We start from the raw sequence: 23,793 nt of genomic DNA, 5'->3' as shown, positions 1-23,793 counted from the left end.
AAGTTCGTACTTCTCAGTGGGAAAAAATATCCCAGATTGATCAAAAGTACCAGGAAATCGCCACCGCGTTTCGATCTATTCCACTTCCCGGACGATCGTTTCGCTCGGCACGTACCCGATCCGGTGGGCCTGAACCCACAGCTCACTACCGGCCGCCACGGTGAAGGGGCCGGCGTATACCGACCAGGATTTTGGCGCCGACTCTCCCGCTCCGATCACTTTGTAGCCGATGGAGGCGCCCGGCGTTGCGCTGCTGATAGTCACCTGATCATCGGAAATAGTTACTTCGGGATCGGCGGTTTCCGGTTGGGTTTTACTGCCGTCCCAGAGCTGATCGACTAATTCCGCTTCCGGCAGATTGGGTTGATCGCCGATGGCCGCCAGCCAGCGATCCATTTCGGCGCTCAATTCCGCCAGCTTATCGGCATATTCGGGATCTTCCGCCAGATTGTGCAGTTCATGGGGATCATTTTCACAATCGAATAATTCTTCCCGCGGTTTGGTTTCCCGGAACCACTGGGCCTGGTATTCGTTTAGGGTACCGGCATCCCGCATCCGCAGTAGTTCCCGCATGGTTGGGATCTGCTCCCGGTAAACCACCGGCAGGTAATAGCCCTGTTCCGGCCGGTAATTCCGGATGTACTTGAACCGCGGGCCCCGCACCGCCCGGATGGCGTCGGTAAAACCGTCAAAACGATCGGCGGCGGCGTGAATGTACTGGCGGGGTTCGGCCGCCTGGTATTCGCCGAGAAACGCCTGCCCCTGCAGATAGGCCGGCGGTTCAATACCGACCAAAGACATGACGGTAGGCGCGAAATCGATGAAACTCAGCAGTTGCTCGTCCCGGCTACCGGCCCGCCATTTGCCCGGAAAGCGAATGATCATCGGGGAATTCAGCCCGGAATCGTAGATCAGCCGCTTTTGGCGGGGCAAAGGGCCGCCGTGATCGGCATAAAAGAAAATAATGGTGCTGTCGAGCAGGCCGTCCGCTTCCAGTTGATCCAGAATGGCGCCCAGTTGCGCATCCATTTCGGCAATATTGTTGTACACTTTCCACATATCCCGGCGTACAGAGTCGGTTTGCGGTAAATAGGGCGGGATGGAAAAATCAAGATCTTTGGATACGTGAGGATCCGTTTCTGCCGCAGAAACTTTTTCGTTCCAGGCTCCGGCCACAAAACTGGTATCTCCGGACTGATAATGTCGAAACTCATTTTTGCGATAGCCATAAGGTTCGAACAAGCCCGATTCGTGGGTCACCGTAAAGTTGAAGATCGAAAAGAAAGGCTGTCCGTCCTCCCGGTTGCGCCAGTGGGCAAAGTTGCCACTCTCATCCCAGGCTGTTACCGGATCATTAAACTGGTAGTCCTTCTTGGAATTATTCGAACAGTAGTATCCGGCCTTGCGCAGATATTCACTCATCATGTGCACCTCAGAAGGGGGAACTGCCTCGTAGGCGGGCAATCCCGTCACTTCCGTGTACGAACCGGTACGCATGTGATTCGCGCCGATGCTGGAGGGATACATGCCCGTAGCGATGGCGGCCCGGCTGGGCGCACAAACGCCCGAAGGCGAATACAGATGCGGGTACACAATACCTTCGGCAGCCAGCCGACTGAGGTTTGGCGTTTCGATGGTAGAATCGCCGAAGGGGGCGATATAGGCGCTCATGTCTTCCGTCACTAGCCACAATATATTCGGCCGGCCGGAGATCAGCTCTTCCCAATCAGCAGCGTCGCCGGATACGGCCTCTTCTTCGCGGGGCACCTGCCGGCAGGAAAAGCTGAATAGGATCAAGGAAAAAAGAAAAACTAATAGACTGGAATTGAAGGTGGTAGATCTCATGAATAAAGTTGGTCTTGGTGTGTAATAGTAAAACGAAATTAAACTTATTTGCCATTACACCAAGAACTGGTTTAAACTTATTGTCTGCCGATGAGGGCAAAGTATTGGATTTACTGGCGAAGCGCTTTTTGAGTTTCGTACTTGCCCATAAGGGCCCGTACCGGGGGAAAGTACGGAACGAGAAAAAGCTGAAGTCCAGGAGATTCAAGACTTTAGGCCACAGTCCAGATGAATAAGTTTAAACCAGTTCCAAGACAAAAAGTGTATGAGAATTCGAAATGACGGGTTTCTGGTATTTCTGCCGGATTTCGAATAGTTTTTCCCCGTACGATCTGCCAACTTTGTACCAGTAGAAAATTTGACACTAAAATAAAACGTCTGAATATGTTTGATCAAAATCTAAAAGTAAGCCTCATCGGATTGGGAATCATGGGCAGCCGGATGGCTAAAAACCTGCTGAAACACGGTGTGCAACTTACCGTTTTCAATCGATCGCCCGAGCCGATAGCACCTTTAGCCGCTTTGGGTGCCCGACCGGCCGACAGCTACGAAGATGCCCTCAGTGAAGCGGATATAGTGATCACCATGCTGGCCCGACCGGAAGCTGTCCGGGAAGTGATGCTGGAAAATGGTATCAACCGTATGAAAAAAGGGGCGCTCTGGATCGACTGCTCCACCGTTAATCCTTCCTTCACGGCCGAAGCGGCACAGTCAGCCGAAGCGAGAGCGGTGGATTTCATCGACGCTCCGGTAGCCGGTACCCTGCCCCAGGCCGAAAACGCGGAACTGGTCTTTTTTGTCGGCGCGCCCCGGGAGGAATTCCTGGCCGTGGAGCCGTTACTGCAATTCATGGGAAAGAAGGTCCTGCATATCGGAGCAGTTGGCCAGGGCAGTGCTTTCAAAATGCTGGTCAATGCCCTGCTGGCGCAGTCGATGGTCGCTTTTTCCGAAACGGTTCTGCTCGGCGAAAAAATGGGACTGGACCGCGAATTCCTGCTGCGTACCCTGCCTAGCCTCCCGGTAGGGGCTCCCTTCCTGCAGGCCAAAGCGGAAATGATCCGTTCGCAAAACTACGAGGTGATGTTCCCGCTGGAACTGATGCACAAAGACCTGCACCTGGCCAGCCTCTCGGCATACGAGAACGGACAGCCCCTTTATCTGGTCAATCTGACCAAAGAATTGTTTGCCTCGGCCAGCGCGGAAGGATTGGGCCGAAAAGACTTTGCCGCTATTCACGCATTTTTGCAGGGAAGAGCCGGCTGATTTACGTCTCCGGAGAAAAGAGCAAATGAACAGATCGTACTTTTCTCCGGCCGCTTACCTCTCACTGCTCCTGGCGGTACTGCTGGGTAGTGCCTGCCGCTCCGCAACGGCAGACGAAGCCGCCCTTTCTGGGCTGGTTTTTTCCGACGGAGCACACCTGGAACAACAACGAGCAAAATTTACAGCGGGCGATGCCGCAGTCGTCTCCCTGGTGGAACAACTGGAAGCAGAAGCCGACCAACTACTGAACGCCGCCCCCTACTCCGTGGTGCACAAAGCGCAAACCCCACCGAGCGGAGATAAGCACGATTACATGAGTCAGGGTCCCTACTGGTGGCCGGACACCACCAAATCCAACGGCCTGCCCTACATTCGCAGAGATGGAGAGGTAAACCCGGAGCGCGCCACCCTCACGGATCACCGCGAAATGGGTGAACTCATGAATGCCAGTGAAACGCTCAGTCATGCTTACTACTATACCGGACAAGAAAAGTACGCCCAAAAGGCCGCTGAATTACTGGAGATCTGGTTCCTGGCGGATAGTACCCGCATGAATCCCCACCTGGAATTCGGACAGGCCATTCCCGGTCGAACGGAAGGCCGGGGTATCGGTATTATTGAGACCCGCTACCTCGGAAAGATCACGGACGCCGTAGCCCTGATCCGCGCGTCGGATGCCTGGAACCCGGAACTGGAGTCCGGAATGCAAGAGTGGATGGGTGACTACCTGAATTGGCTACTGACCAGCGAAAAAGGGAAAAACGAATCCGTTCACCCCAACAACCACGGTACCTGGTACGACGTGCAGGCGGCCACCCTCGCCCTCTTCACCGGGCAGGACAGTCTGGCCCGCAGCATGCTCGAAAACGCCAAAGAAAGCCGCATGGACGAGGATCTGGAAGCGAACGGTGCCCAACCGAAGGAACTGGCCCGGACCTTATCATTCAATTACAGTACGATGAACCTGTTTGGTATGTTTACTTTGGCCAGGATCGGAGAGATGGTGGGGGTAGATCTCTGGCACTACGATACTCCCAACGGGGCCAACCTGAAAAAAGCGTTGGATTACCTGCTGCCCGCCGCGCTGGGGCAGAGTGAATGGCCCCACAAACAGATCAAACCCATCAAACCGGAGGAACTGATCCCCCATCTCGGTATCGCTTCGAAGGTGTACGATCCCGCCTACGCGGCAACGGCACAACAATTACTGAAGCAATACCCGGAAAAAGCTGGTAGTGCCTTACACTGGCCGATGTAAGGGACTGATTATACAATAGCCTAACGGGGCCCGGCGGCGATGATCCCGGAAATATCCACCGCGTAGATCTGCCGCTGGTCTCCTTTGTGGGTAGAATCAAAAAACACCCTTTTTCCCTGCTGGTCGCAGCGGGGATGCAGATCGCAGCGCCATTCTCCGGTGAAATGCTTCGGCTCGTGGAACTTACCGATAGAGATCTTCTTTTCGGTCGGCACGTGGAACAGATACAATTCCTGTAAGCGTTCTTCTCCCTGCGGATAGCAATCATTCAGCATCCATTTGTAATTGGTGTTCGGTACGTAGGTGTTGTGGCCGTCGACAGTCATGATACCTTTCCCGACCTGACGGGCGTTTTTCGTCTTATCCGGAAACTCGTAAAAGCCGGCGTCCCCACCACCGTCGGGCATCGCCCAGGCACAGATCGTATCGTCTCCTTTCCAGATGAAGTGGGAAAAGACGCCGCTGTCGTTCAGCGCGTACAGATCGCTGCCGTCGGTATTGGCCGTAATGGCACGCGTCAGCCAGTGGCCTTTGCCCGACTGATTCCATTCCGGGTTTTCCTTGCGGTAGGCACTCATATCGGAGGACGATGGTACCGGGCGCGAACGATTGAGGAAGATAAAACGCGTTCCGCTCGGATTGACCAGAATGTGGTTGAACCAGTGGTAATAATCCGCCACGGAGCCTGCCTCCCGGTCGAGGCCGGCCAGTTGGGCGTAGGTGAGGATCAGTTCGGAAGCGCCACTTTGCAGATCCATTTTATAGATGCCGGCCTGATCGGGTGCTTTTTCCCAATTGGTAACCGGCGTTTTGGTCGGATAGCCGTATCCCGGCCGGAAAAATTGCAGGCGGTCGAAGTCGAGACTCAAAGCGAATTTCCCATCCGGGCTGAGCGTATATACCGCCCGGGGCAGGGTTCTGGTTTCTCCGGTTTTTATATCGTACACTTTGCTGATGAAACCGTCCGTTCCGTAGTCATTCCAGATCACTTCGCGATCCGAACCCGGTATCCACTGCAGCATACAGCCCTGCTGCCAGCCCCAGGAGTGGGAAGTACCGATCTCCCGCCAGGTATTGCCCTGTTCCAGATCGATCAGACCTACCCGCAGCACGTCCTGCTGGGTGGGTGAACGGAAGAATTTTTCTACTTCTGCCCCCAATGCGTAGCGACCACTGGTATCTATCTGCTGCTTATCGTAATACCCGAACCAATGCTGCTGAGGCCCGGTGGTAATGGGTTGGATTTGGAGTTCCGCCGTGTCGGTGGAAGCGCCCGCTTTTGCGTCTTTACAACTGTAAGGAATACCCGCAGTTAGCATCCCCGCCGCCAGGGAGGTGTTTTTCAAAAAGGTTCTTCGCTTCATGGATCGCATTGGCTTTGAAGATTGATCGAATAGGTTACCAACTGAGGACGTACGATCCAACTCCTACCATTATAGACCGGGAAGTTGTTCATCCGCAACTTTCTTGCGATATTTAATAGGCATTGTTTCAAACATTCCGAAACCAATCGATGAAAAACCAGCACACCCAATCCAAACGAGATCATCTGCCGCTGCTCACCTGCCTGCTCGCCCTCCTGACCTGGATGGGTTGTGGAGAACCCCTGCCCCCGGAAATCACCGCTGCCTACGATCAGCTACCGGAAACCATCAATTTTAACTTCCACGTCAAACCCATTCTGTCGGACAAATGTTTTGCCTGCCACGGCCCGGATGCGGCCAACCAAAAAGCGGACCTGCGACTGGATACTCCCGATGGAGCCTACGCGGCGCTAAAGGAGCAGCCCGATCGTTTTGCCATCGTCCCCTACAAGCTCTCCCGGAGTGAAGTCTACCACCGGATCACGGCAACCGATACGGCCCTGTTGATGCCCCCGCCGGAATCCAATCTCGCGCTATCCGAAACGGAGATCGCCACACTGAGTAAATGGATCCGCCAGGGAGCCCCCTACGAAGCGCACTGGTCTTTCCTTAAACCCGAAAAACGCTCGCTCCCCCGAATTAAGAACTCCGACTGGGTGCGCAATGAAATTGACCACTTTGTGCTGGCGCGCCTGGAACAGGAAGACCTACAACCCAACGATGCAGCGGATAAGCGCACCCTCATCCGTCGATTGAGTTTTGATCTGCGCGGGTTGCCGCCTTCCCTGGAAGAGATCGATGCCTTTCTGGCCGATACCGCCCCGGAGGCCTACGAGCGACTGGTTGACCGATTTTTGGAATCACCCGCCTACGGCGAACGGATGGCGATGGACTGGATGGATGTCGCCCGCTACGCCGACAGCGACGGTTACCTCGATGATAAACACCGGGAATTTGCTCCCTGGCGCGACTGGGTGATCCGGGCCTTTAACCAGAATATGTCCTACGAACAGTTTGTTACCTGGCAACTGGCCGGTGACCTGCTGGAAGATGCGCCGAAAGAGGCTATCCTCGCCACGGCCTTTAACCGGCTCCATCGTAAAAATTCTGAAGCCGGGATCGTATTCGAAGAATTCCGGCAGGAATACGTGGCCGACCGGACTAATACCCTCGGTAAGGCTTTTCTGGGACTGACTATGGAATGTGCCCGTTGCCACGATCATAAATACGATCCCATCAGCCAGGAAGATTACTATCAGACTTTTGCATTCTTCAATAGTACGCACGAAATGGGAACGGCCGTTTACGGCCCGGGGCAGACTCCCGGACCGGCCATGCTACTGACCACGGAAAAACAGGATTCTATTCTGGATTTTCTGGAGCGCAGCATCCGGCGGGAAGCCACAGCCCTGGCGGAGCACGAGGTGGGGAAAGATCCGGATTTCATCGCCTGGGTCGGCCGGACCGATAAGCTTTCCGCCGAACTGGCCCGACTGGAGCAGCAGGACCTGGTCGCCCATTTGCCCTTCGACCGGCTGCAGCCCGTAGAACCAAAGTTCTTCCTGACGGATAATACCGTTCGGAATACCGACAAAGTAAAGGTGAAGGAAGGGGTATCAAAACCGGGTATGAAAGGCCAGGCGCTGTTCTTCAATAATTACACCAGTCTGAAGATCCCGGACAAGATCGGCTGGTTCGACCGGACCGATGCCTTTTCCGTCAGTTTCGGGATCTATCCGGATACCATTTATCCGGAAGTGGGGGTATTTTACCACTGTGAGGATATCCGCCTGGGCTTCAAAGGTTATTCGATGCACCTGGAGGACAATCATCTCAAATTCATCATTGCCCATTCCTATCCCCAGAACGCTATAGAGGTCCGCAGTAAGGAAGCCCTGCCCGCCGGAGACTGGACCCAGGTTACTTTAACCTACGATGGCTCCAGCCGCGCCGATGGGATCAGGATCTACTGGAACGGAAAACCGATCGCCCTCAACGTGGAATACGATCACCTCTACAAGGGCATTTTGTTCGAACCGAATATCCATACCTACGGTTTCGCTGGTTTCCAACTGGGTGAACGCAATTTTATCAAGACCCTGCGCGACGGCGGCATGGATGAATTAAAAATATACGCCCGGGAACTGTCTTCCCTCGAAGTCTTATACCAAAGTGATCCGGGAAGTCTGACCGAGCTGCTCCAGTTGCCCGGTAAGAAATCCCAACTGGAGGATCACTACCGCCTGCACCACGATCCGGCAACGGCGCAGAACCGGCAGGCGCTGCACCGGCTCCAACGGCAACTGAACGACAGCATCACCCCCATACCGGAGATCATGGTGATGGGCGATCTGCCGGAACCCAGAAAAACCTACATCCAGGAGCGCGGTCTGTACAGTTCGCCCGGGCCGGAAGTCCGGGCCGGCGTGCCGGATGACATTCTCCCCTTCAGTGAAGACTGGCCCCGCAACCGGCTGGGACTTACCCAATGGCTGTTTGATCCGGACCATCCGCTTACGGCCCGCGTTTTTGTCAACCGGATCTGGCAGATGCACTTCGGTCGCGGGATCGTTCGTACGGCGGAAGATTTCGGGAACCAGGGTGAACTGCCAACCCATCCGGAACTACTGGACTGGCTGGCCGTTGATTTCCGGGAAAACAACTGGGACATCAAGGCGCTGCACCGAAAGATCGTACTTTCCGCCACCTACCAGCAGTCCTCCTCTCCCACTCCGGAAGAGCTGGAACGTGACCCGGACAATACGCTGCTGGCCCGTGGCCCCAGTTACCGTTTACCCGCCGAGATGATCCGGGATAATGTACTGGCCGCCAGCGGACTACTGGTGGACCGGCGCGGCGGTTCCAGCGTCTATCCCTACCAGCCGGACGGTTTGTGGGATGAGCTCACCAACAAAGGCTGGCGCTACCGCTATTTGCAGGAACCGGGAGACGGATTGTACCGCCGAAGCCTCTATACCGTTTTTAAACGGACCTCGCCCCCGCCGAGCATGCTCATTTTTGACGCTCCGGACCGCAGTGCCTGTACCGTTCGACGCGTAGCTACGAGCACGCCCCTGCAGGCGCTGGTCCTGCTGAACGATCCACAATACATCGAAGCGGCCCGGGTGCTGGCCGAAAATCTGCGGGCGGATACCGGCCCGGATCCAAAATCGGCTTTGGCTCTCGGGTTTGAACACCTGACCGGCCGGCCGCCGAGCGCAAAAGAAGAGGCCGTGCTCCTAAGCTATTACCAACTGGAGCAGGAACGCTTCGCTGAATCACCGGAAGCCGCCGCGGCCTATCTGGAAATTGGTGAACTGCCGGCGGAGGCCAACCACGATCTGGCCGCCCTTGCCACCGTAATGCACAGCGTAATGAACACCACCGACAGTTACACCCTAAGATAAACCAAACCCCGGCACCCTGAAACCTGACCCCTGACACCCGACACCTGACACCTGACACCCCCGACACCTCAAATACAACAACATGAAAAAAATAATCCAAGACATACAAGCCGCTCAATCCCGCCGCGATTTCTTCCGGAAAACCACGCTGGGTCTGGGGGCCATGGCGCTGTCCAGCCTGATGAATCCCCTGCGTTCAGGCAACACCCTGATAAATAAACCCACTTTAGCCAACGACCCGACCGGGCCGCATTTCCCCGCCAAAGCCAAACGCGTGATCTACCTTTTCCAAAGCGGGGGCCCATCGCATCTGGAATCTTTCGACTACAAACCGGCCCTGGAAAAATGGCACGGCAAAGAGATCCCCGATTACATCAAAAAGACCCAGCGCAACTCGGGTATGGTATCCGGGCAATCGACCTTCCCGCTGGTGCAATCCAAATTTGGGTTTAAACAATACGGTCACGCCGGGGCCTGGGTCAGTGAACTCTTTCCCCATACCGCCAGGATCGTGGATGATCTCTGCATCGTGCGTTCCATGTATACGGAAGCCATCAATCACGAACCGGCCGTATTATTTGTACAAACCGGTTCGCAACTGGCCGGACGTCCGTCCATTGGATCCTGGCTGAGCTACGGCCTGGGGTCGGATAATGAGAATCTGCCGACCTTCGTCGTGATGGTCAGCAAAGGGGGCGGTGCCCAGCCGCTGAGCGCATCGGCCTGGAGTAATGGTTTTTTACCTTCTCACCACCAGGGGGTACAGTTTCGTTCGGGCAAAGACCCCGTACTGTATCTCAATAATCCGGAAGGGGTGCATCTGCAGGACCGGCGCCGGGCCCTGGACCATATCCGGCAGCTCAACGAACTGCAAAAAGAACGCTGGGCGGACCCCGAGATCGATTCCAAGATCAAACAGTACGAAATGGCCTTCCGAATGCAGACCTCGGTACCCGAAGCGGTGGAGGTAGACCACGAGCCGGATTACATCTACAAACTCTACGGCGAGGATGCCCGCCAGGCCGGCACCTTTGCCGCCAATTGCCTTAAAGCGCGCCGGCTGGCGGAGCGAGGCGTTAAGTTCATCCAACTCTACCATATGGGCTGGGATCACCACGGCGGTCTGCCGGGAGGCATGCGTCGGCAGGCCCTGTCCACGGACCAGGCGGCGGCCGGGCTCATTCAGGATCTCAAGCAACGGGGATTGCTGGAGGATACGCTCGTAGTGTGGGGCGGGGAATTTGGGCGCACCAGTTTCTCCCAGGGACGGCTCACCGCCGAATCCTACGGCCGGGATCACCATCCGGGCTGCTTCACCATGTGGATGGCCGGGGCCGGGGTGAAAGCCGGACTGGTGTACGGCCAGACGGATGATCTGGGTTATAACGTGGCGGTTAACGGCGTACACGTTCACGACTTTCAGGCGACCTTGCTGCACCTGCTCGGAATGGACCACGAAAGGCTGGTCTTCAAACACCAGGGAAGACGGTACCGGCTGACGGATGTTCACGGAAAGGTAGTACGGGGTATTCTGGCCTAAAAAGGGGCGAAAAATGTAGGAAAAGGGCATAAAACGGTAAAAGGTGCGACAAATTTGGGCGAATTTCTGTTCGGGCTGAACTCATTGTCAGACTGGCTGGTTATATATATGAAGAAACCCAATCCATTAGCCTTATGAGAACCTACACACTACTCTTATCCTGCCTGCTATTCAGTTGCTCGACCCTATTCGGCCAGGTGCCCTTTCAGGGGATCATTACGACCAACATTATGCCGATCAAAAAGGCGTATATGCAACAGAATGTTCAGGTACTTTACCACACTTCTTTCGACGGCAACCTGAAGGTCTACGTAAACGATGAGATGATCTTCGACAAGGACGTCAAAAAGGGTGAAATTGAAACTCTGAGTCTGGGAGGCAACATCGATTCCAGACCCAACGCGATCATGAGAATCGTGTTTGATGACCTCTTCTATCTCGAGCAGGTCCTGCATTTTCACCATCCCTACATTCGTATTGACTACGCCAAGGAAGATCGCCAACTGGCCGTTCACTACGAAGAGACTTTACCCAAGGTGGAAGAAATGCAGAAAGATCTCCTGAAGGAACAGGTCGTTATGGCCATTCGGGAACACCTGGCGAATCGATAGGCCATCCCGGATCACTGCATATTCAATTCACGCAAGATCGTCCCCCACGATTTTGTGCCTTAGACCGTTTTGTGCCTGATCTAGACCTTTTCAGGAGTGTAAACCTCCGTTAATCAAAGTTTTAAATCTTAAAAGGAAGAACTTTCGGCTACCCGTAGTGAAGCTCGTAGTCAGTGAAAATGGAGCCGTCCCGGGTATCAACCGGGCCTTTGATGGCTTATTAGTACCTTTTCTACGAGCAATGTTTTTTCCTTTTTTTCATGTGTCCAAACCTCCGAAACCGGTTTTGATCCGGTAACGGATTTTCCGGATAATTTGTCCCCAAAACCCGGTGGAATTGGCCGATGCTACCGTCCTCCATCCCCGACCAGCTCTTCTTAGTCCTACAACAGGCAATAATCATCTAGGATTATTGTTGTAAGCTTCCGTAAAATTGTACCTTTGCCCTGTTTTTAAAAAGAGGGCCCAACGGCTCATTTTTTTTATCTAATCGACTATTGATGGGAATGGACAGAAATACGGTGATCGGTTTTGTACTGATCTTTTTGTTGCTGGTACTCTGGCAGCAATTTAACGCACCGACGCCGGAACAATTAGAATTAGAAAAACGCCGCCAGGATTCAATCGCCCTGGCCCAAAATCAGCCCTACGCTGAGATAGACACCAGCATCGAACCGACGGTTCCTATCGGTGGTGATACCCTCCAAATTGTTAACGACTCCCTCCGACAGGCTCAACTGAGCGGTACTTTCGGCCCATTTGCGGCTGCCGCTTCCGGAGATGGGAAAGTTTACCGTCTGGAAAATGACCTGATGTCCGTCACCTTTAATTCCAAGGGTGGCCGGATCACGAGCGTCATGCTGAAGAATTACTTCAAGGTGCTGGAAGACGAAAAGGGGGAACAGACCAAAGTGCCGCTGAAACTGCTGGAGGATGAAAAGAACCGCTTCGGCTATTATCTGCCAATGGCCAACGTTCCCAGTGGTGGGGTCAATACCGATGACCTCATTTTTACGCCCACGGTCGATCTGAACACCCGCCAGATCACCTTCCGGGCGAGTGCGGGCGGTAACCGTTATTTCGAACAAAAATATACCCTGCGGGAAGGTTCCTACGTCATCGATTACGACATCCGTTTCGAGGGAATGGACCAGGTGCTGTCCGGAAACGTGGAAAAAGTGCAGCTGAAATGGCTGAACTACCTGGATAAGATCGAGCTGAACACCAACTACGAGCGAAATTACTCTACGGCCTACTACAAGCCGGTCGATGACGATCCGGATTATTGTTCCTGTACGTCGGACGATATTGAAAAACTGGATGACCAAAAACTGAAATGGGTCAGTAATACCAATCAGTTCTTCAACAGCAGTCTGATCGCCGAGACAGCCTTCAGCGGCGCCCTGCTGGAAACCGAGATGCTCGATGTGACCAACGATGATCTGAAGGTGCTGAATACCCAGGTGGACATTCCGTTCGGACGCGGTTCGAGCGAGTCGTTCAATATGGATTTCTATGTCGGTCCCAACGAATATGCCCTGTTGCGGGCCGCCGGGCCGGACCTGGAGGATATCATTCCGTTCGGCTGGAGTATTTTCGGAACGGTCAACCGTTGGGTGATTCGCCCGATCTTCAGTTTCCTTTCCAGTTTTATCGGCAGCGCCGGTATCGTCATTCTGGTACTGACCTTCCTGGTTAAACTGGCCCTGTATCCGCTGACCTACAAAATGCTGTACTCGCAAAACAAGATGGCAGCACTGAAGCCGCGGATCGAGAAGATGAAGGAAAAATACAAAGGCGACCAGCAACAGGTGCAGATGGAGACCATGAAGCTGTACCGCGAGTTCGGGGTGAACCCACTCGGTGGCTGTATGCCGATGGTCTTACAGATGCCGATCTGGTTTGCATTGTACCGTTTCTTCCCGGCCTCTATCGAGTTCCGTCAGGCCAGCTTCCTCTGGGCGACTGACCTGTCTTCCTACGATGTGATCGCGCGGCTGCCGTTCGAGATCCCCTTCTTCGGGGCTCACCTGAGCTTGTTTACCCTGCTCTGGGCGGTAACGACGCTGATCTATACCTATTACAACACCAAGCATATGGATTTCGGGTCCAATCCGGCGATGAAGTACCTGCAGTACATCATGCCGATCATGTTCCTGGGATTCTTCAACAGCTTCGCGGCCGGTCTGACCTGTTATCTCCTGTTCAGTAACCTGTTCAACATCACCCAAACGGTGGTGACCAAGAACTACATCATCAATCAGGATAAGATCCAGGAGGAACTGGAAGCCTACAAGAAAAAACCTAAAAAGAAAAAATCCGGTTTCCAGGAACGTTTGGAAGCGGCCATGAAAGAGCAACAGCGCGTTCAGGCCGAAAGACAGGCACAGAAAGGAAAATCCGGCAAACGGAAATAGTATTTTCGGTATCCGGCAGCTGCTGCCGGGTACCGCTACTCTTCTAAGGCCCTTTAATTATGTTCAAGCGATACATCTCCCTCCAACTTGCCGCCAATATTCTGCTGGTGGCTCTCGGCGCACTGGTTGTTTTTCACCTGCTGGTGATCTCCGGAATCATCAATCCGGGAATGATCTGGGGAGGAAATCTGGAAACCAATTCCCAGGTGGTGATGATGGAGATCGGGGCCATTGTGGTCAGTGCCCTGATGATGTTGATGATCGCGATCCGGGTGGGTTATATCCAATCTCCCCGCTTTCAGGGGTTTTCGCAAACGGCCATGTGGGTAATTTTCGTTTTCCTGCTATTGAATACGGCCGGTAACCTCTCTTCCAGTTCGGGATCCGAAACGCTTATCTTCACTCCCATTACCATTATCCTGGCCGTCATGGCCTACCGCCTGGCCATGCAGGATGGCAAAGCTTGATCTCCCTACCGTTTAGAAACTCCATTGTATTGCTTTGCGCGGTATTTATCCCTATCTTTCACGGGTGGAGTACGCTCCGGTGACCGGTGTCCTGACGGTCTGTTGAATTGAGGCCGCCCAGCCACCAGGATCTTTGCCGGTTGCATCTTTCCAGATAAACCCTGAATTATGCGCACACTAATTTTCCTCTCCTTCTCTGTTGTTCTATTCGCCGCCTGCCAGTCGGCAGTAAACGATTCCCTCCGCATCGAAGAAATGTTGTTTGAAAAGTTGGCCCGGGAAGAGCCCGTGCGGAACTTTATCGAACAGTTTCCCCATGCCTACGTATCCCAGAACGATTTTTGCGAAGGCACAGACTGCGAGCAAAGTCTAAGAGATGCCGGGATCAATATGCCGGTTTATTCCAAAGAAGCGGCCTTTATGCGGGCACTACGCCAGAATATAGTGATTGTGGAGATCAATACTACGGCCGAAGTTCCTTATCTGAAATACCGCCTCGAAGGTGAAGGTAAGGAGCCCCGGACGGGTACGATTTTTATTTAAAAACGTAGTTTTCGCTGAATCAGACTCTGAAGGATGAGCAAAAATCTTTTTACCGAAAAAGGTATAAAACGCCTGTTTGGTCTGGGATGCCTGTCCCATCTTCTGAATTTTTATCTACGGGAGCTAACTCTTAGAAATCAGCTATGGACCTGGTGGTTACTGCTAATCCCGACTCTTATCGGAGCTACTTATTTATTTAGGCAATTGGAACTGGATAGTAAACAGTCCTATCGAAACATCAGCGGTTTTCGGCTAAAAGCTTATCAATTAGCCATTTTCCTATTTATCCTGTTGGGAAGCGGTATTATGTTCGGCGGTTTCCTGGATAGTGTCCTGCTAGGTACGAACTACCTAATTACGAAAGAGGATGTGCATGCTGAGAATTTTATCGTTTTAAATGCAGGCCCTCTTAAACGTGGATCAGGCCCCTGGCGAAAATTTCCTCGCATCAAGATTAGCAATGGCCGGATCACCGATGAGGTGTATATTTCTGACCGGTATTACGACGCCTCCGAAAATTATCCCGTGGCTGTACATATTTCCTACCGACTGGGTTGCCTTGGTTGGGGAACTATTGAAACGGTGGAAGTGAAACAAGCGAACCGGAGCAATCACGAGAAAGGGCAATAAAGCTGTGAGTAGATCACTCAAAATAGTCTTTCCGCACCACTTCGTGATCCTGCTGGTACAGGCGAAAATGAAAATCATTCAATTGAATTAAGATCCCTAACAGCTGGGTCTGGTGTTCCCGGTCGAGGTCTCCGACCAGCACACGGGAGATCTTCAAAAGTTGTTCGTCTCCCCCACTGACCACTTCCTGCCCTGCCGGCGTCAGTCGCACGCGGCGGATGCGTTTATCCGCGGCATCGCGATCTTCCTCCACCAGATCCATTTGCTGGAGGCGGCGGATGATCTCATAGCAGGTACTTTTTTCCAGCATCGACATTTCCACCAGATCCGTTTTGGTCGGGTTATTTAATTCCGAGATGTACTTCAGGAGTCCGTATTCCGCAAAGGTCTTGATCGGCAGGGTGGCAAATGCCATTTTGCTCCAGACGGCCGCAAACTGGGACAGGCGTCCCCATTGTTCGGCAACCGCCAGCACCAGGCCCTTATACTTCACCGCATCCTGCAACTGCGGCGACAGTTCCGTACCTGCTTTCGCCTGCGTGCGGTCGCGCAACCAGGCCGCAAACTCCGGCAATTCCTGTTTGTGATTACTCCCGGCGTACTCCAGATAATGATCTACCAGTTCCCGCAAAAGATGTGGGTCATTCAAATTATTACAATTTTGTACTAATTTAAAAACAATTCCATAAGATAATGGTTCTGGATATAAATTGAAATGAAATTGGGAGCTAGGCCCCGACCAATTGTGCTTAAATAAGCTCTACAACAAAAGTATCGCCAGAATGTTAAAAATTCGCTTCATCCGGAAGTCCGGTAGTACTCAAACATCGTTTGTATCCGCGCTGATCTTTACGATCACTTTATTTTTCACGGGACCGGTCTGGCTATCCGCCCAAAACACCGGATCCCTTTCGGGCTACGTGCGGGATGCACGGAGCGGTGAACCGCTGATCGGCGCGGCGGTATCCATTGAAGAGACTCAACTGGGGGCCGTGACCGATCTGGACGGTTTCTACGAGATCACCAATATTCCTACCCAAACTTATCAGATATCCGCCACTTATCTGGGGTACCAGAAGGACACGCGTTTTAACGTGATCATTCGTTCGGCCGGTAACCCCGCCCTGAATTTCGAGCTGCAGGAAGCGGTAGAGCAACTCAATGAAGTGGTGGTTTCCGCCAGTTCCCGGGAAGATATGGTGACCCCGCTGTCTTCCCAGACGCTTTCTGCCGTGGAGATCGCTACTTACCCCGGCGGCAATAACGACATCGCCAAGGTGGTCCAGTCCCTTCCCGGAGTGGCGGGGTCGGTCGGCGGCTTTCGCAACGATATCATTATCCGGGGTGGCGCTCCCAACGAGAATGTCTATTACCTGGACGGGGTCGAGATCCCCAATATCAACCATTTCAGTACGCAGGGCAGTGCCGGCGGGCCGGTTGGTCTGATCAACGTTTCCTTTGTGGAACAGGTTGATCTGTCCACTTCCGCCTTCGATGCCCGCTACGATAATCCGCTGTCCGGCGTGGTGCAGTTCGACCAGCGCCTCGGAAATGCCCAGCGCTTCCGCACCAACATCCGGGTCAGCGCGAGCGAAACGGCCCTTACCCTGGAAGGCCCCCTGTTCAAAGGCGGCCGGGAGAACAGCAATACAACCTTCCTCGTTTCGGGCCGCCGGAGTTATCTCCAATTTCTCTTCAAACTGATCGGACTACCTATTCTGCCCGATTACTGGGATTATCAGTATAAGATCAATCACAAAATTGATGATTACAACGACATCAGTCTGATCGGGATCGGATCCATCGACGATTTTAGCGTGAATGAGCTGGAAGAATTCGAACCGGAACAACAGGCCACGCTCGATCAGGTTCCCATTATCAAACAGTGGTCCGTCACGACGGGCATCAGCTGGAATCGCCGACTGAAGGACGGCTCCGGCTCCATGCGGACGGTTCTCAGCAATAATGTACTGAATAATGGCTTTTCCCGCTTTACGGACAATGTCGGCCAGAGCGGATTGTACTTTTCCAACGACTCCCGGGAAAGCGAGCTCAAACTCCGTCACGAGCAAACGCGCTATTGGGGCGACTGGATCCTCAGCGCCGGTCTGGTCCTCCAGAAGGCCGATTATTCGAATGAGACTGTCAACCTGGTGGACGATCTTAACTTCACGTCGGCCATCGACTTCTGGCGTTACGGGTTTTTCGCCCAGGCCTCCCGCTCGGTGTTCAACAACCGGCTGGATATATCACTGGGGCTGCGCAGCGACGCCAATACCTTTACCAATGAAGAACAACAGTTACTGACGACCCTTTCCCCGCGGCTGTCGCTTTCCTATGCGCTGGATCCCGCGAAACGCTGGCGATTGAATGCTTCGGTCGGCCGTTATTACAAAATACCGCCCTACACCATATTAGGTTACCGGAATAACGAAGGAATGCTGGTCAACCGCGACGCCCGTTACATTCGCAGTGATCACCTGGTTGCCGGTCTGGAGTACAACCTCAATACCTCCGCCCGGATCACCCTGGAAGGTTTCTACAAAAACTACGATCGTTATCCGGTTTCGATCCTGGATCAGGTCTCCCTTGCCAATAAAGGCGCCGGGTTTGAAGTATTCGGCAGCGAGGCCATTACCAGTGATGGAAAAGGGCGCACTTACGGACTGGAGTTCCTCTTCCAGCAACAGTACACTAAAAACTTCTACGGTATCCTGGCCTATACCCTATTCCGCAGCGAATTCAGCGCCGGCGGGGATACCTATCTGCCTTCCCTCTGGGACAGCCGCCAGTTGATCACCTTTACCGGCGGGTATAAATTCAAACGCAACTGGGAGCTGAGTCTGCGCTATCGCTACGCCGGGCGATCTCCTTTCGTACCGGTGGATGAAACGGCCACCCTGGAGCGTTATCCGGCAATTATCCTCGATTACAGTCGCCTGGGCAGCGAACGCCTAGCCTCCTTTAATCAGGCCGATATCCGGATCGATAAGAAGTTCAACTTCCGGAAGTTCGCCCTGGATGTTTATCTGGAATTCCAGAACGCCTTTAATCAGAACCTGCCGGAAGAACCGCAATATGGGCTCGACCGCGATGAAATGGGCAATGTGATCAGTCCGAATACCCTGGTGATCATTGAGCAGGAAAATTCATCGGTATTGCCAATTATCGGCCTGGTACTGGATTTTTAGAGTGCTCAATTTATGATCTGCACACTTTTTGGATCATTTGAGTCCTTTGTATTTTGATCTGAGCCGATACCCCGCCGGGGAAAACCGAGATTTAAGCCCAAAAAATATCATGATGAATATGACTGTGCTTAGATCCCGGTTTTCTCTTTGGTTCATGCTGACGGCCATGCTGTGCGGACATTCCGTATCGTCTCAGATCCGTCAGATAGACTTTGCTGTGAAAGTTCCATCACCGAAAGGTCCCGCGAGCATTGGGGTTCGTGGTGATCTTGCGCCCCTTTCCTGGGAACAGACCTTTTTTCTGACCGACGAAGACGGAGATGGGATATTTACCGGCTCCCTGCAACTGGAAACCGATAAACCGGTCCTACAGTACAAGTTTGTCAAAAACGACACCGAATTTGAACTCAACGGCGATGACAACCGCCAAATGAAGCTGGACCGGGACCAACTGACGGTCGAAGCCACCTTCGATATCCATAACTGGCTTTCCCCCGCCGAATTGCAGCAGATTCGCTTCAGTCCGGCAGCGATCCGGGAAGATATTGCGGTTTTGCAGCAGGCACTTGCTACCATCCACCCCAACCTGCACCGTTATATAACGGAAGCGGAACTGGAAGCAGCCTACCAAAAGCTGGAGCAAAATATGCTGGCCGAAAATGATCTGCCCGGCGCCTACAAACATATTACCCGTTTCATTGCCGGTATCCAATGTAGCCATACCATTACCAACCCCTGGAATCAACCCTCCCTGATCAAACAGGCGCTCTTTTACCAGCCGGACAGACTGCCCGTCACCTTTAATATAATGGACGGTCGGATCTTCATCGATAAAAATGCCTCCGGGGAGGAACGCCTGCGACGCGGCGTGGAAGTGCTCACGATCAACGGCATACCGGTGCGGGAGATCCTGGAGCGCCTCCTCCCCTACATCAGTGCCGACGGTGGCAATGATGCCCGACGCTGGTATAGTCTGCAATTAAATGGTCGGGAAAAATTTGAATACTTCGATATACTGTTTCCTCTGGAATTCCCGGTCGGGGATCGGCTGGAATTATCGGTGATGGACCACCCAAGCGGGACATCCTTTAAAACGGAAGTCCGCACCCTCCCTAAATCGGAGCGCAACCGCATCCTCCGGGAGCGCTATCCGGACTTTACCCAAACTGATGACGAACTTTGGTCTTTTTCCTGGCTGCGCGAGGAGGTGGCCTACCTCCGCCTGGGCACCTTTGTTACCTGGCACATGGAAATGGACTGGGAAAAATTTCTGGAAGAGGCATTCCAGGAACTCAGCAGCCGCCCCGATGCCCAACTGATCATCGATATCCGGAATAATATCGGTGGTGCGGATGCGGTCTATAAATTTATCCTGCAACGGCTCCTGCAAAAACCGGTGACGATGCACAATCCGGCAATGAAAACTGCCTTCCAACGTATTCCGGATGACCTGCGACCTTATATTAATACCTGGGATGACTCCGTTTTTGATCTGGGTAAAAAGGTTGTCCAACAGGCCGATGGCAATTACCTCAGTAAACCGGTGAGCGGCCGGGAGCAGCAATTCAAACCCGACAAGAACGCTTTCAAGGGTAAAACCTACCTGATCACCAATGCGGCCAATAGTTCTGCCACCCATTACATGGCCACTTATATGAAAAAGTACCACCTGGGTACCCTGGTCGGCCGGACCACTGGAGGCAACCAGCGGGGTATGAACGGCGGGATGATCTTTTTTACCAAGCTGCCCAATACGCAGATCGAAGTGGATATTCCGATATTCGGCTCCTATACGCCGGACGGAGCCCCGGATGGCGGCATCGTTCCGGATATTCCGATCAATTGGACGGTGGAAGACCTGATCTCAGGAAATGATCCGGACCTGAATACCATATTGAAGCTGATCGATCGGGGGCAATAAACCTCTAGGCGTCGAACTGTGGCCGAAATCCCCCCTAAAATATCCGCATGATCGGCCGTTGATCAGAGAACCGAAAGCACCAAAGCTGCGATAACGGCAAAACGTGCGGGTGCAAAAGCGGCAAAATTTCATCCTTTTTGCGGGAATTCTTCCCGAAACACACCGATCAGCCCACTATTTGGAGCTAAAAAATCCGAATAGTGGGCTTTTTTTGGTACCAATCGATTCCAACCAGTCTATTTACCGCCTGATCAATCTCTTTCTCCTTTAAGGGTTTTCACATCGTGCAAAATCATCATATAATTTTTTTCTCCATATTATTCACCATATCAGTTTGCGGGAGCTTTCCCCGCTCTCTTCCCCATCTTTGTACTGTCCAAACCATAAAACACAAATTATACGAACTTAAATGAAAAACACATTACTACTTTTTTTCTCGCTTCTAATAACACTAACTTCCTTCGGGCAGGTGAGCATTGATCCTTATCTGACCAATGCACTTTCCCAAAACCCACTAAACTTACAGGTGATCGTCAGCTTCCACGGAGAAGCCGCCCCGACCACCTCGAATGTGTCTCTGCTGGAGCAGATCGGCATCACCCAGGGGATCACGTTCCGTTCACTGCCCATTGCCGGGGTGATCGCTACTCCGGGACAGATTGAGGCATTATCCCAGGATCCCAGTGTCCGGTCAATTTATCTAAACCGGCCGGTTAGCTGGGAAAATAACCGGGCAACCGTACTCACCGGTGTGGATAAGGTACGGACAGACGCCACCTTCACTTTTAATAACGGCGGTTTGCCGGTCAGTGGTGACGGTATCGGCTTGGTAGTGAACGACAGCGGCATCGATGGAACCCACCCGGACCTGCAATACGGCAGTCATTTGGTTCAAAATGCAACGGGAGCCACTAACCTGAACGCCATTTCAGGTATTCTTCCCGTCACCCCGCTCGAAAATATTCCCAATACGGACGCTACCGGCGGCCACGGCACCCACGTGGCGGGTATTGCCGGCGGAACGGGCGCAGCTTCCAGCGGAAAATACGAAGGCGTTGCTCCGGGCGCAGACCTGGTCGGCTACGGCTCCGGACTGGCCCTCCTGCTGTTGGATGTGGCTTCGGGTTTCGATTATGCCCTGACACACCAGTTCGAATACGGTATCCGGGTGATCACCAATTCCTGGGGAACGACCAGCGACATCGGCACCCCATTTGATCCCAACGACCCGATCAATATCTCTACCAAAAAATGTACAGACCGCAACATCGTAGTGGTTTTCTCGGCCGGTAACTCCGGTTCCGCGTCGGGAACGATCACCGGCAACTATAAAAAAGCACCCTGGGTCATTTGCGTAGCTGCCGGTGACAAGCAGGGACGCCTGGGAGATTTCTCCTCCAGAGGTGTTGAAGGTAACGGCGGTACGGTAGTCGTAAACGGACAGACTTTCGTCTGGGAAGATCGCCCAACCGTAACCGCTCCCGGTGTATCCATCATTTCTACCCGGGCACCATCTCCAACCGGAGCCTTGGGCACCCCGGACGATCTGGAAACTATTGAAGATCCGGCTCATTTACCGTACTACACTACGCTGGACGGCACCTCCATGGCCGCACCGCACGTAGCGGGCATCGTAGCACTGCTGCTGGACGCCAATCCGCAACTGACGCCCTACGATGTAAAAGCCATCCTGCAACAAACGGCGACCAATATGCCGGGTTATGCAGACTGGGAAGTAGGCGCCGGATACGTAAATGCTTATGCGGCAGTGGATCTGGCCTACCGTGCCGAAGCCGGTTACGGCGGTATGTTGAAAATAGGCCGGGAGTTTGTATCCGAGGTCAACACCGCTACGGTCAGCACCAATTACACGATCGATTACAGTCCTCTAAATATCAATGGCAACGAAGTTACTTTCAACGTAGCTGAAGGTACCACGGCCATTGAAGCACAAACCAGGGCGTTGGGGTTGCTGGGTACCACCGGCAACCTCCTCAACCTGGCACTTTATTCACCCAGCGGTCTGCGCTACAGCGCGGGTATACCGGTCACCTTTACCCTCTCGGTAAGCCGGGGGGTAGCGGTCAGCAACCCGGAAGCAGGTACCTGGACCCTGGCGATCGAAGACCTGAATGGCATAGCATTGCCGGAAACGGTTGATGTCGCTCTCCGGCAAAGCGTGATCTCCAGTATCAGCGGTTTGAACGATGTGGTCGGTCACCCGGCCGAATCCTCGATCCGACTGGCGATCAGCAGCCGATTGATGGACGGAAAGGGTAACCGGTTCCGCCCCAACGACAAGCTCAACCGGATCGAGCTGGCGGATTACCTATCTATCGGTCAGGGTGTCCGGCAGTATCTTGCTACCGACGGCAGTTTCAGCTTTTCGGATGTAAGCGGCAGTCAGCAGTTACTCGCCGAATCGGTGATGGCTACCGGCGCTGCCCTACGGGACGGTGACCACTCCGGAGCTTCACTACTGGTGAGTGCCGGCGGCAGCGGACAATTCAAACCTTCCGCTACGGTGACCCGGGCAGAACTGGCTTACACCATCATTCAGAGCCTCGGTCTGCAGGCTTACGCCGAATCCCTGGCGGGAGAACCGCTTACGGCTGATGCCAACGGCGAAAGTGCCGAAATCACGGATGCGTCCACCATCCCGGCGGCTTTACAAGGCCACGTACAGGCGGCCCTTAACCTCAACCTGATCAATGCCTTCTTCTACATCGAGCAGGGCCCATTTGATCTGTTCCCGACGGTACTCGCGGAGTTCAAAGGTGACGCCAAGGTAACCCGGGCGGAATTTGCGGTGATCATTACCCGCACTTTCGAGCAGTGGCAGGCCGCCGCCAACCCGCTGCTGGAACAAAGCCAGCTGCCGGTAACCGAAACCTTGAATACCAGCATTTCGGTTTACCCGAACCCAACGGCCAACCGGGTTAACATTCAGCTCGGAGCGGATGATCTGCCGGGCGCAGGGCAGCTGGAACTTTTCAACCAGGCGGGGCACCGACTACAAAGCCGTCCGCTCGACCTGGAAAGCAACCGTCAGTTCGATCTCGATCTGTCCGACTATCCGGCGGGAATGTACATCCTCCGCATTTCTCAATCCGGTAAAGCACTACTCAACGAAAAACTAATAAGACTGTAAACAAAAGAATTGATTTTAGTAAGGGGGAGGCCTGGCGGAATTTTTTCCGCCGGGCTTTTTTATTTTCAGTACTGATACAACAATCCCTACCCGACCTTATCCTATCCTTTCTATTCCGCGACCACCGCCCCGATCCAGTAAATCGACCGGCGTCTTTCCTTTTTATCTCCCGGCTTGTCAGGTAT

At 53.4% G+C, this 23,793-nt stretch carries 15 protein-coding genes; 12 read left to right on the top strand and 3 right to left on the bottom strand.

Annotation, left to right across the window (positions count from 1 at the left end; all coding sequences use genetic code 11):
- Window positions 1-75: 75 nt before the first annotated feature.
- Window positions 76-1,845, bottom strand: a complete 1,770-nt coding sequence (locus tag CRP01_RS30025) for a sulfatase-like hydrolase/transferase (RefSeq protein WP_099153765.1) — start codon at window positions 1,843-1,845, stop codon at window positions 76-78.
- Between the two features lie 384 nt (window positions 1,846-2,229).
- Here CRP01_RS30025 and CRP01_RS30020 point away from each other — a divergent pair, with 384 nt between their 5' ends.
- Together CRP01_RS30020 and CRP01_RS30015 are read left to right on the top strand one after the other, a co-directional pair.
- Window positions 2,230-3,108, top strand: a complete 879-nt coding sequence (locus CRP01_RS30020; protein WP_099153764.1) for an NAD(P)-dependent oxidoreductase — start codon at window positions 2,230-2,232, stop codon at window positions 3,106-3,108.
- 25 nt (window positions 3,109-3,133) lie between these two features.
- Entirely contained in the window at window positions 3,134-4,366 is a 1,233-nt protein-coding gene (locus CRP01_RS30015) for an alginate lyase family protein (RefSeq protein ID WP_099153763.1), read from the top strand.
- Window positions 4,367-4,386: 20 nt separating this feature from the next.
- Here CRP01_RS30015 and CRP01_RS30010 read toward each other — a convergent pair whose 3' ends face one another.
- Entirely contained in the window at window positions 4,387-5,730 is a 1,344-nt protein-coding gene (locus CRP01_RS30010; RefSeq protein WP_099153762.1) for a hypothetical protein, read from the bottom strand.
- Window positions 5,731-5,879: 149 nt separating this feature from the next.
- On the opposite strand from CRP01_RS30010, the gene CRP01_RS30005 reads away from it, so the two are divergent.
- The 7 genes from CRP01_RS30005 to CRP01_RS29970 all read left to right on the top strand — a co-directional run bounded on the left by CRP01_RS30005 (window position 5,880) and on the right by CRP01_RS29970 (window position 15,345).
- Window positions 5,880-9,137 carry a DUF1553 domain-containing protein gene (locus CRP01_RS30005; protein ID WP_099153761.1) on the top strand — a complete coding sequence of 1,086 codons (3,258 nt, stop codon included), beginning with the start codon at window positions 5,880-5,882 and terminating at the stop codon, window positions 9,135-9,137.
- Between the two features lie 82 nt (window positions 9,138-9,219).
- Window positions 9,220-10,677, top strand: coding sequence for a DUF1501 domain-containing protein (locus CRP01_RS30000; RefSeq protein ID WP_099153760.1), 1,458 nt, complete (start codon window positions 9,220-9,222; stop codon window positions 10,675-10,677).
- Between the two features lie 134 nt (window positions 10,678-10,811).
- Window positions 10,812-11,288: a hypothetical protein gene (locus tag CRP01_RS29995; protein WP_143473589.1), complete on the top strand. Its 477-nt coding sequence runs from the start codon at window positions 10,812-10,814 to the stop codon at window positions 11,286-11,288.
- Between the two features lie 506 nt (window positions 11,289-11,794).
- Window positions 11,795-13,705, top strand: a complete 1,911-nt coding sequence (gene yidC, locus CRP01_RS29990; RefSeq protein ID WP_099153828.1) for a membrane protein insertase YidC — start codon at window positions 11,795-11,797, stop codon at window positions 13,703-13,705.
- 59 nt (window positions 13,706-13,764) lie between these two features.
- Entirely contained in the window at window positions 13,765-14,172 is a 408-nt protein-coding gene (locus tag CRP01_RS29985; protein WP_099153758.1) for a hypothetical protein, read from the top strand.
- A gap of 168 nt (window positions 14,173-14,340) precedes the next feature.
- The gene (locus tag CRP01_RS29975; RefSeq protein WP_143473588.1) at window positions 14,341-14,715 is read left to right on the top strand and encodes a hypothetical protein; all 375 of its coding nucleotides are present in this window, start codon (window positions 14,341-14,343) and stop codon (window positions 14,713-14,715) included.
- A 33-nt stretch (window positions 14,716-14,748) separates the two neighbouring features.
- On the top strand, window positions 14,749-15,345 hold the full coding sequence (locus CRP01_RS29970) for a hypothetical protein (protein ID WP_099153755.1): 597 nt from the start codon (window positions 14,749-14,751) through the stop codon (window positions 15,343-15,345).
- Between the two features lie 13 nt (window positions 15,346-15,358).
- Here CRP01_RS29970 and CRP01_RS29965 read toward each other — a convergent pair whose 3' ends face one another.
- Window positions 15,359-15,994: a MarR family winged helix-turn-helix transcriptional regulator gene (locus CRP01_RS29965; RefSeq protein WP_143473587.1), complete on the bottom strand. Its 636-nt coding sequence runs from the start codon at window positions 15,992-15,994 to the stop codon at window positions 15,359-15,361.
- A 133-nt stretch (window positions 15,995-16,127) separates the two neighbouring features.
- Between CRP01_RS29965 and CRP01_RS29960 the strand changes: the two genes are divergently transcribed.
- From CRP01_RS29960 to CRP01_RS29950, 3 genes are all read left to right on the top strand, one after another.
- Window positions 16,128-18,536, top strand: a complete 2,409-nt coding sequence (locus CRP01_RS29960; RefSeq protein WP_099153753.1) for a TonB-dependent receptor — start codon at window positions 16,128-16,130, stop codon at window positions 18,534-18,536.
- A 118-nt stretch (window positions 18,537-18,654) separates the two neighbouring features.
- Window positions 18,655-20,457, top strand: coding sequence for a S41 family peptidase (locus CRP01_RS29955; RefSeq protein ID WP_170110603.1), 1,803 nt, complete (start codon window positions 18,655-18,657; stop codon window positions 20,455-20,457).
- 409 nt (window positions 20,458-20,866) lie between these two features.
- Window positions 20,867-23,608, top strand: a complete 2,742-nt coding sequence (locus tag CRP01_RS29950) for a S8 family serine peptidase (protein WP_099153751.1) — start codon at window positions 20,867-20,869, stop codon at window positions 23,606-23,608.
- The last annotated feature ends 185 nt before the right edge of the window (window positions 23,609-23,793 follow it).

Origin of the sequence: Flavilitoribacter nigricans DSM 23189 = NBRC 102662, assembly GCF_002646595.1 — a bacterium.
Classification (GTDB): Bacteria; Bacteroidota; Bacteroidia; order Chitinophagales; family Saprospiraceae; genus Flavilitoribacter; species Flavilitoribacter nigricans.
This window is presented reverse-complemented; position numbering and strand designations above follow the sequence as displayed.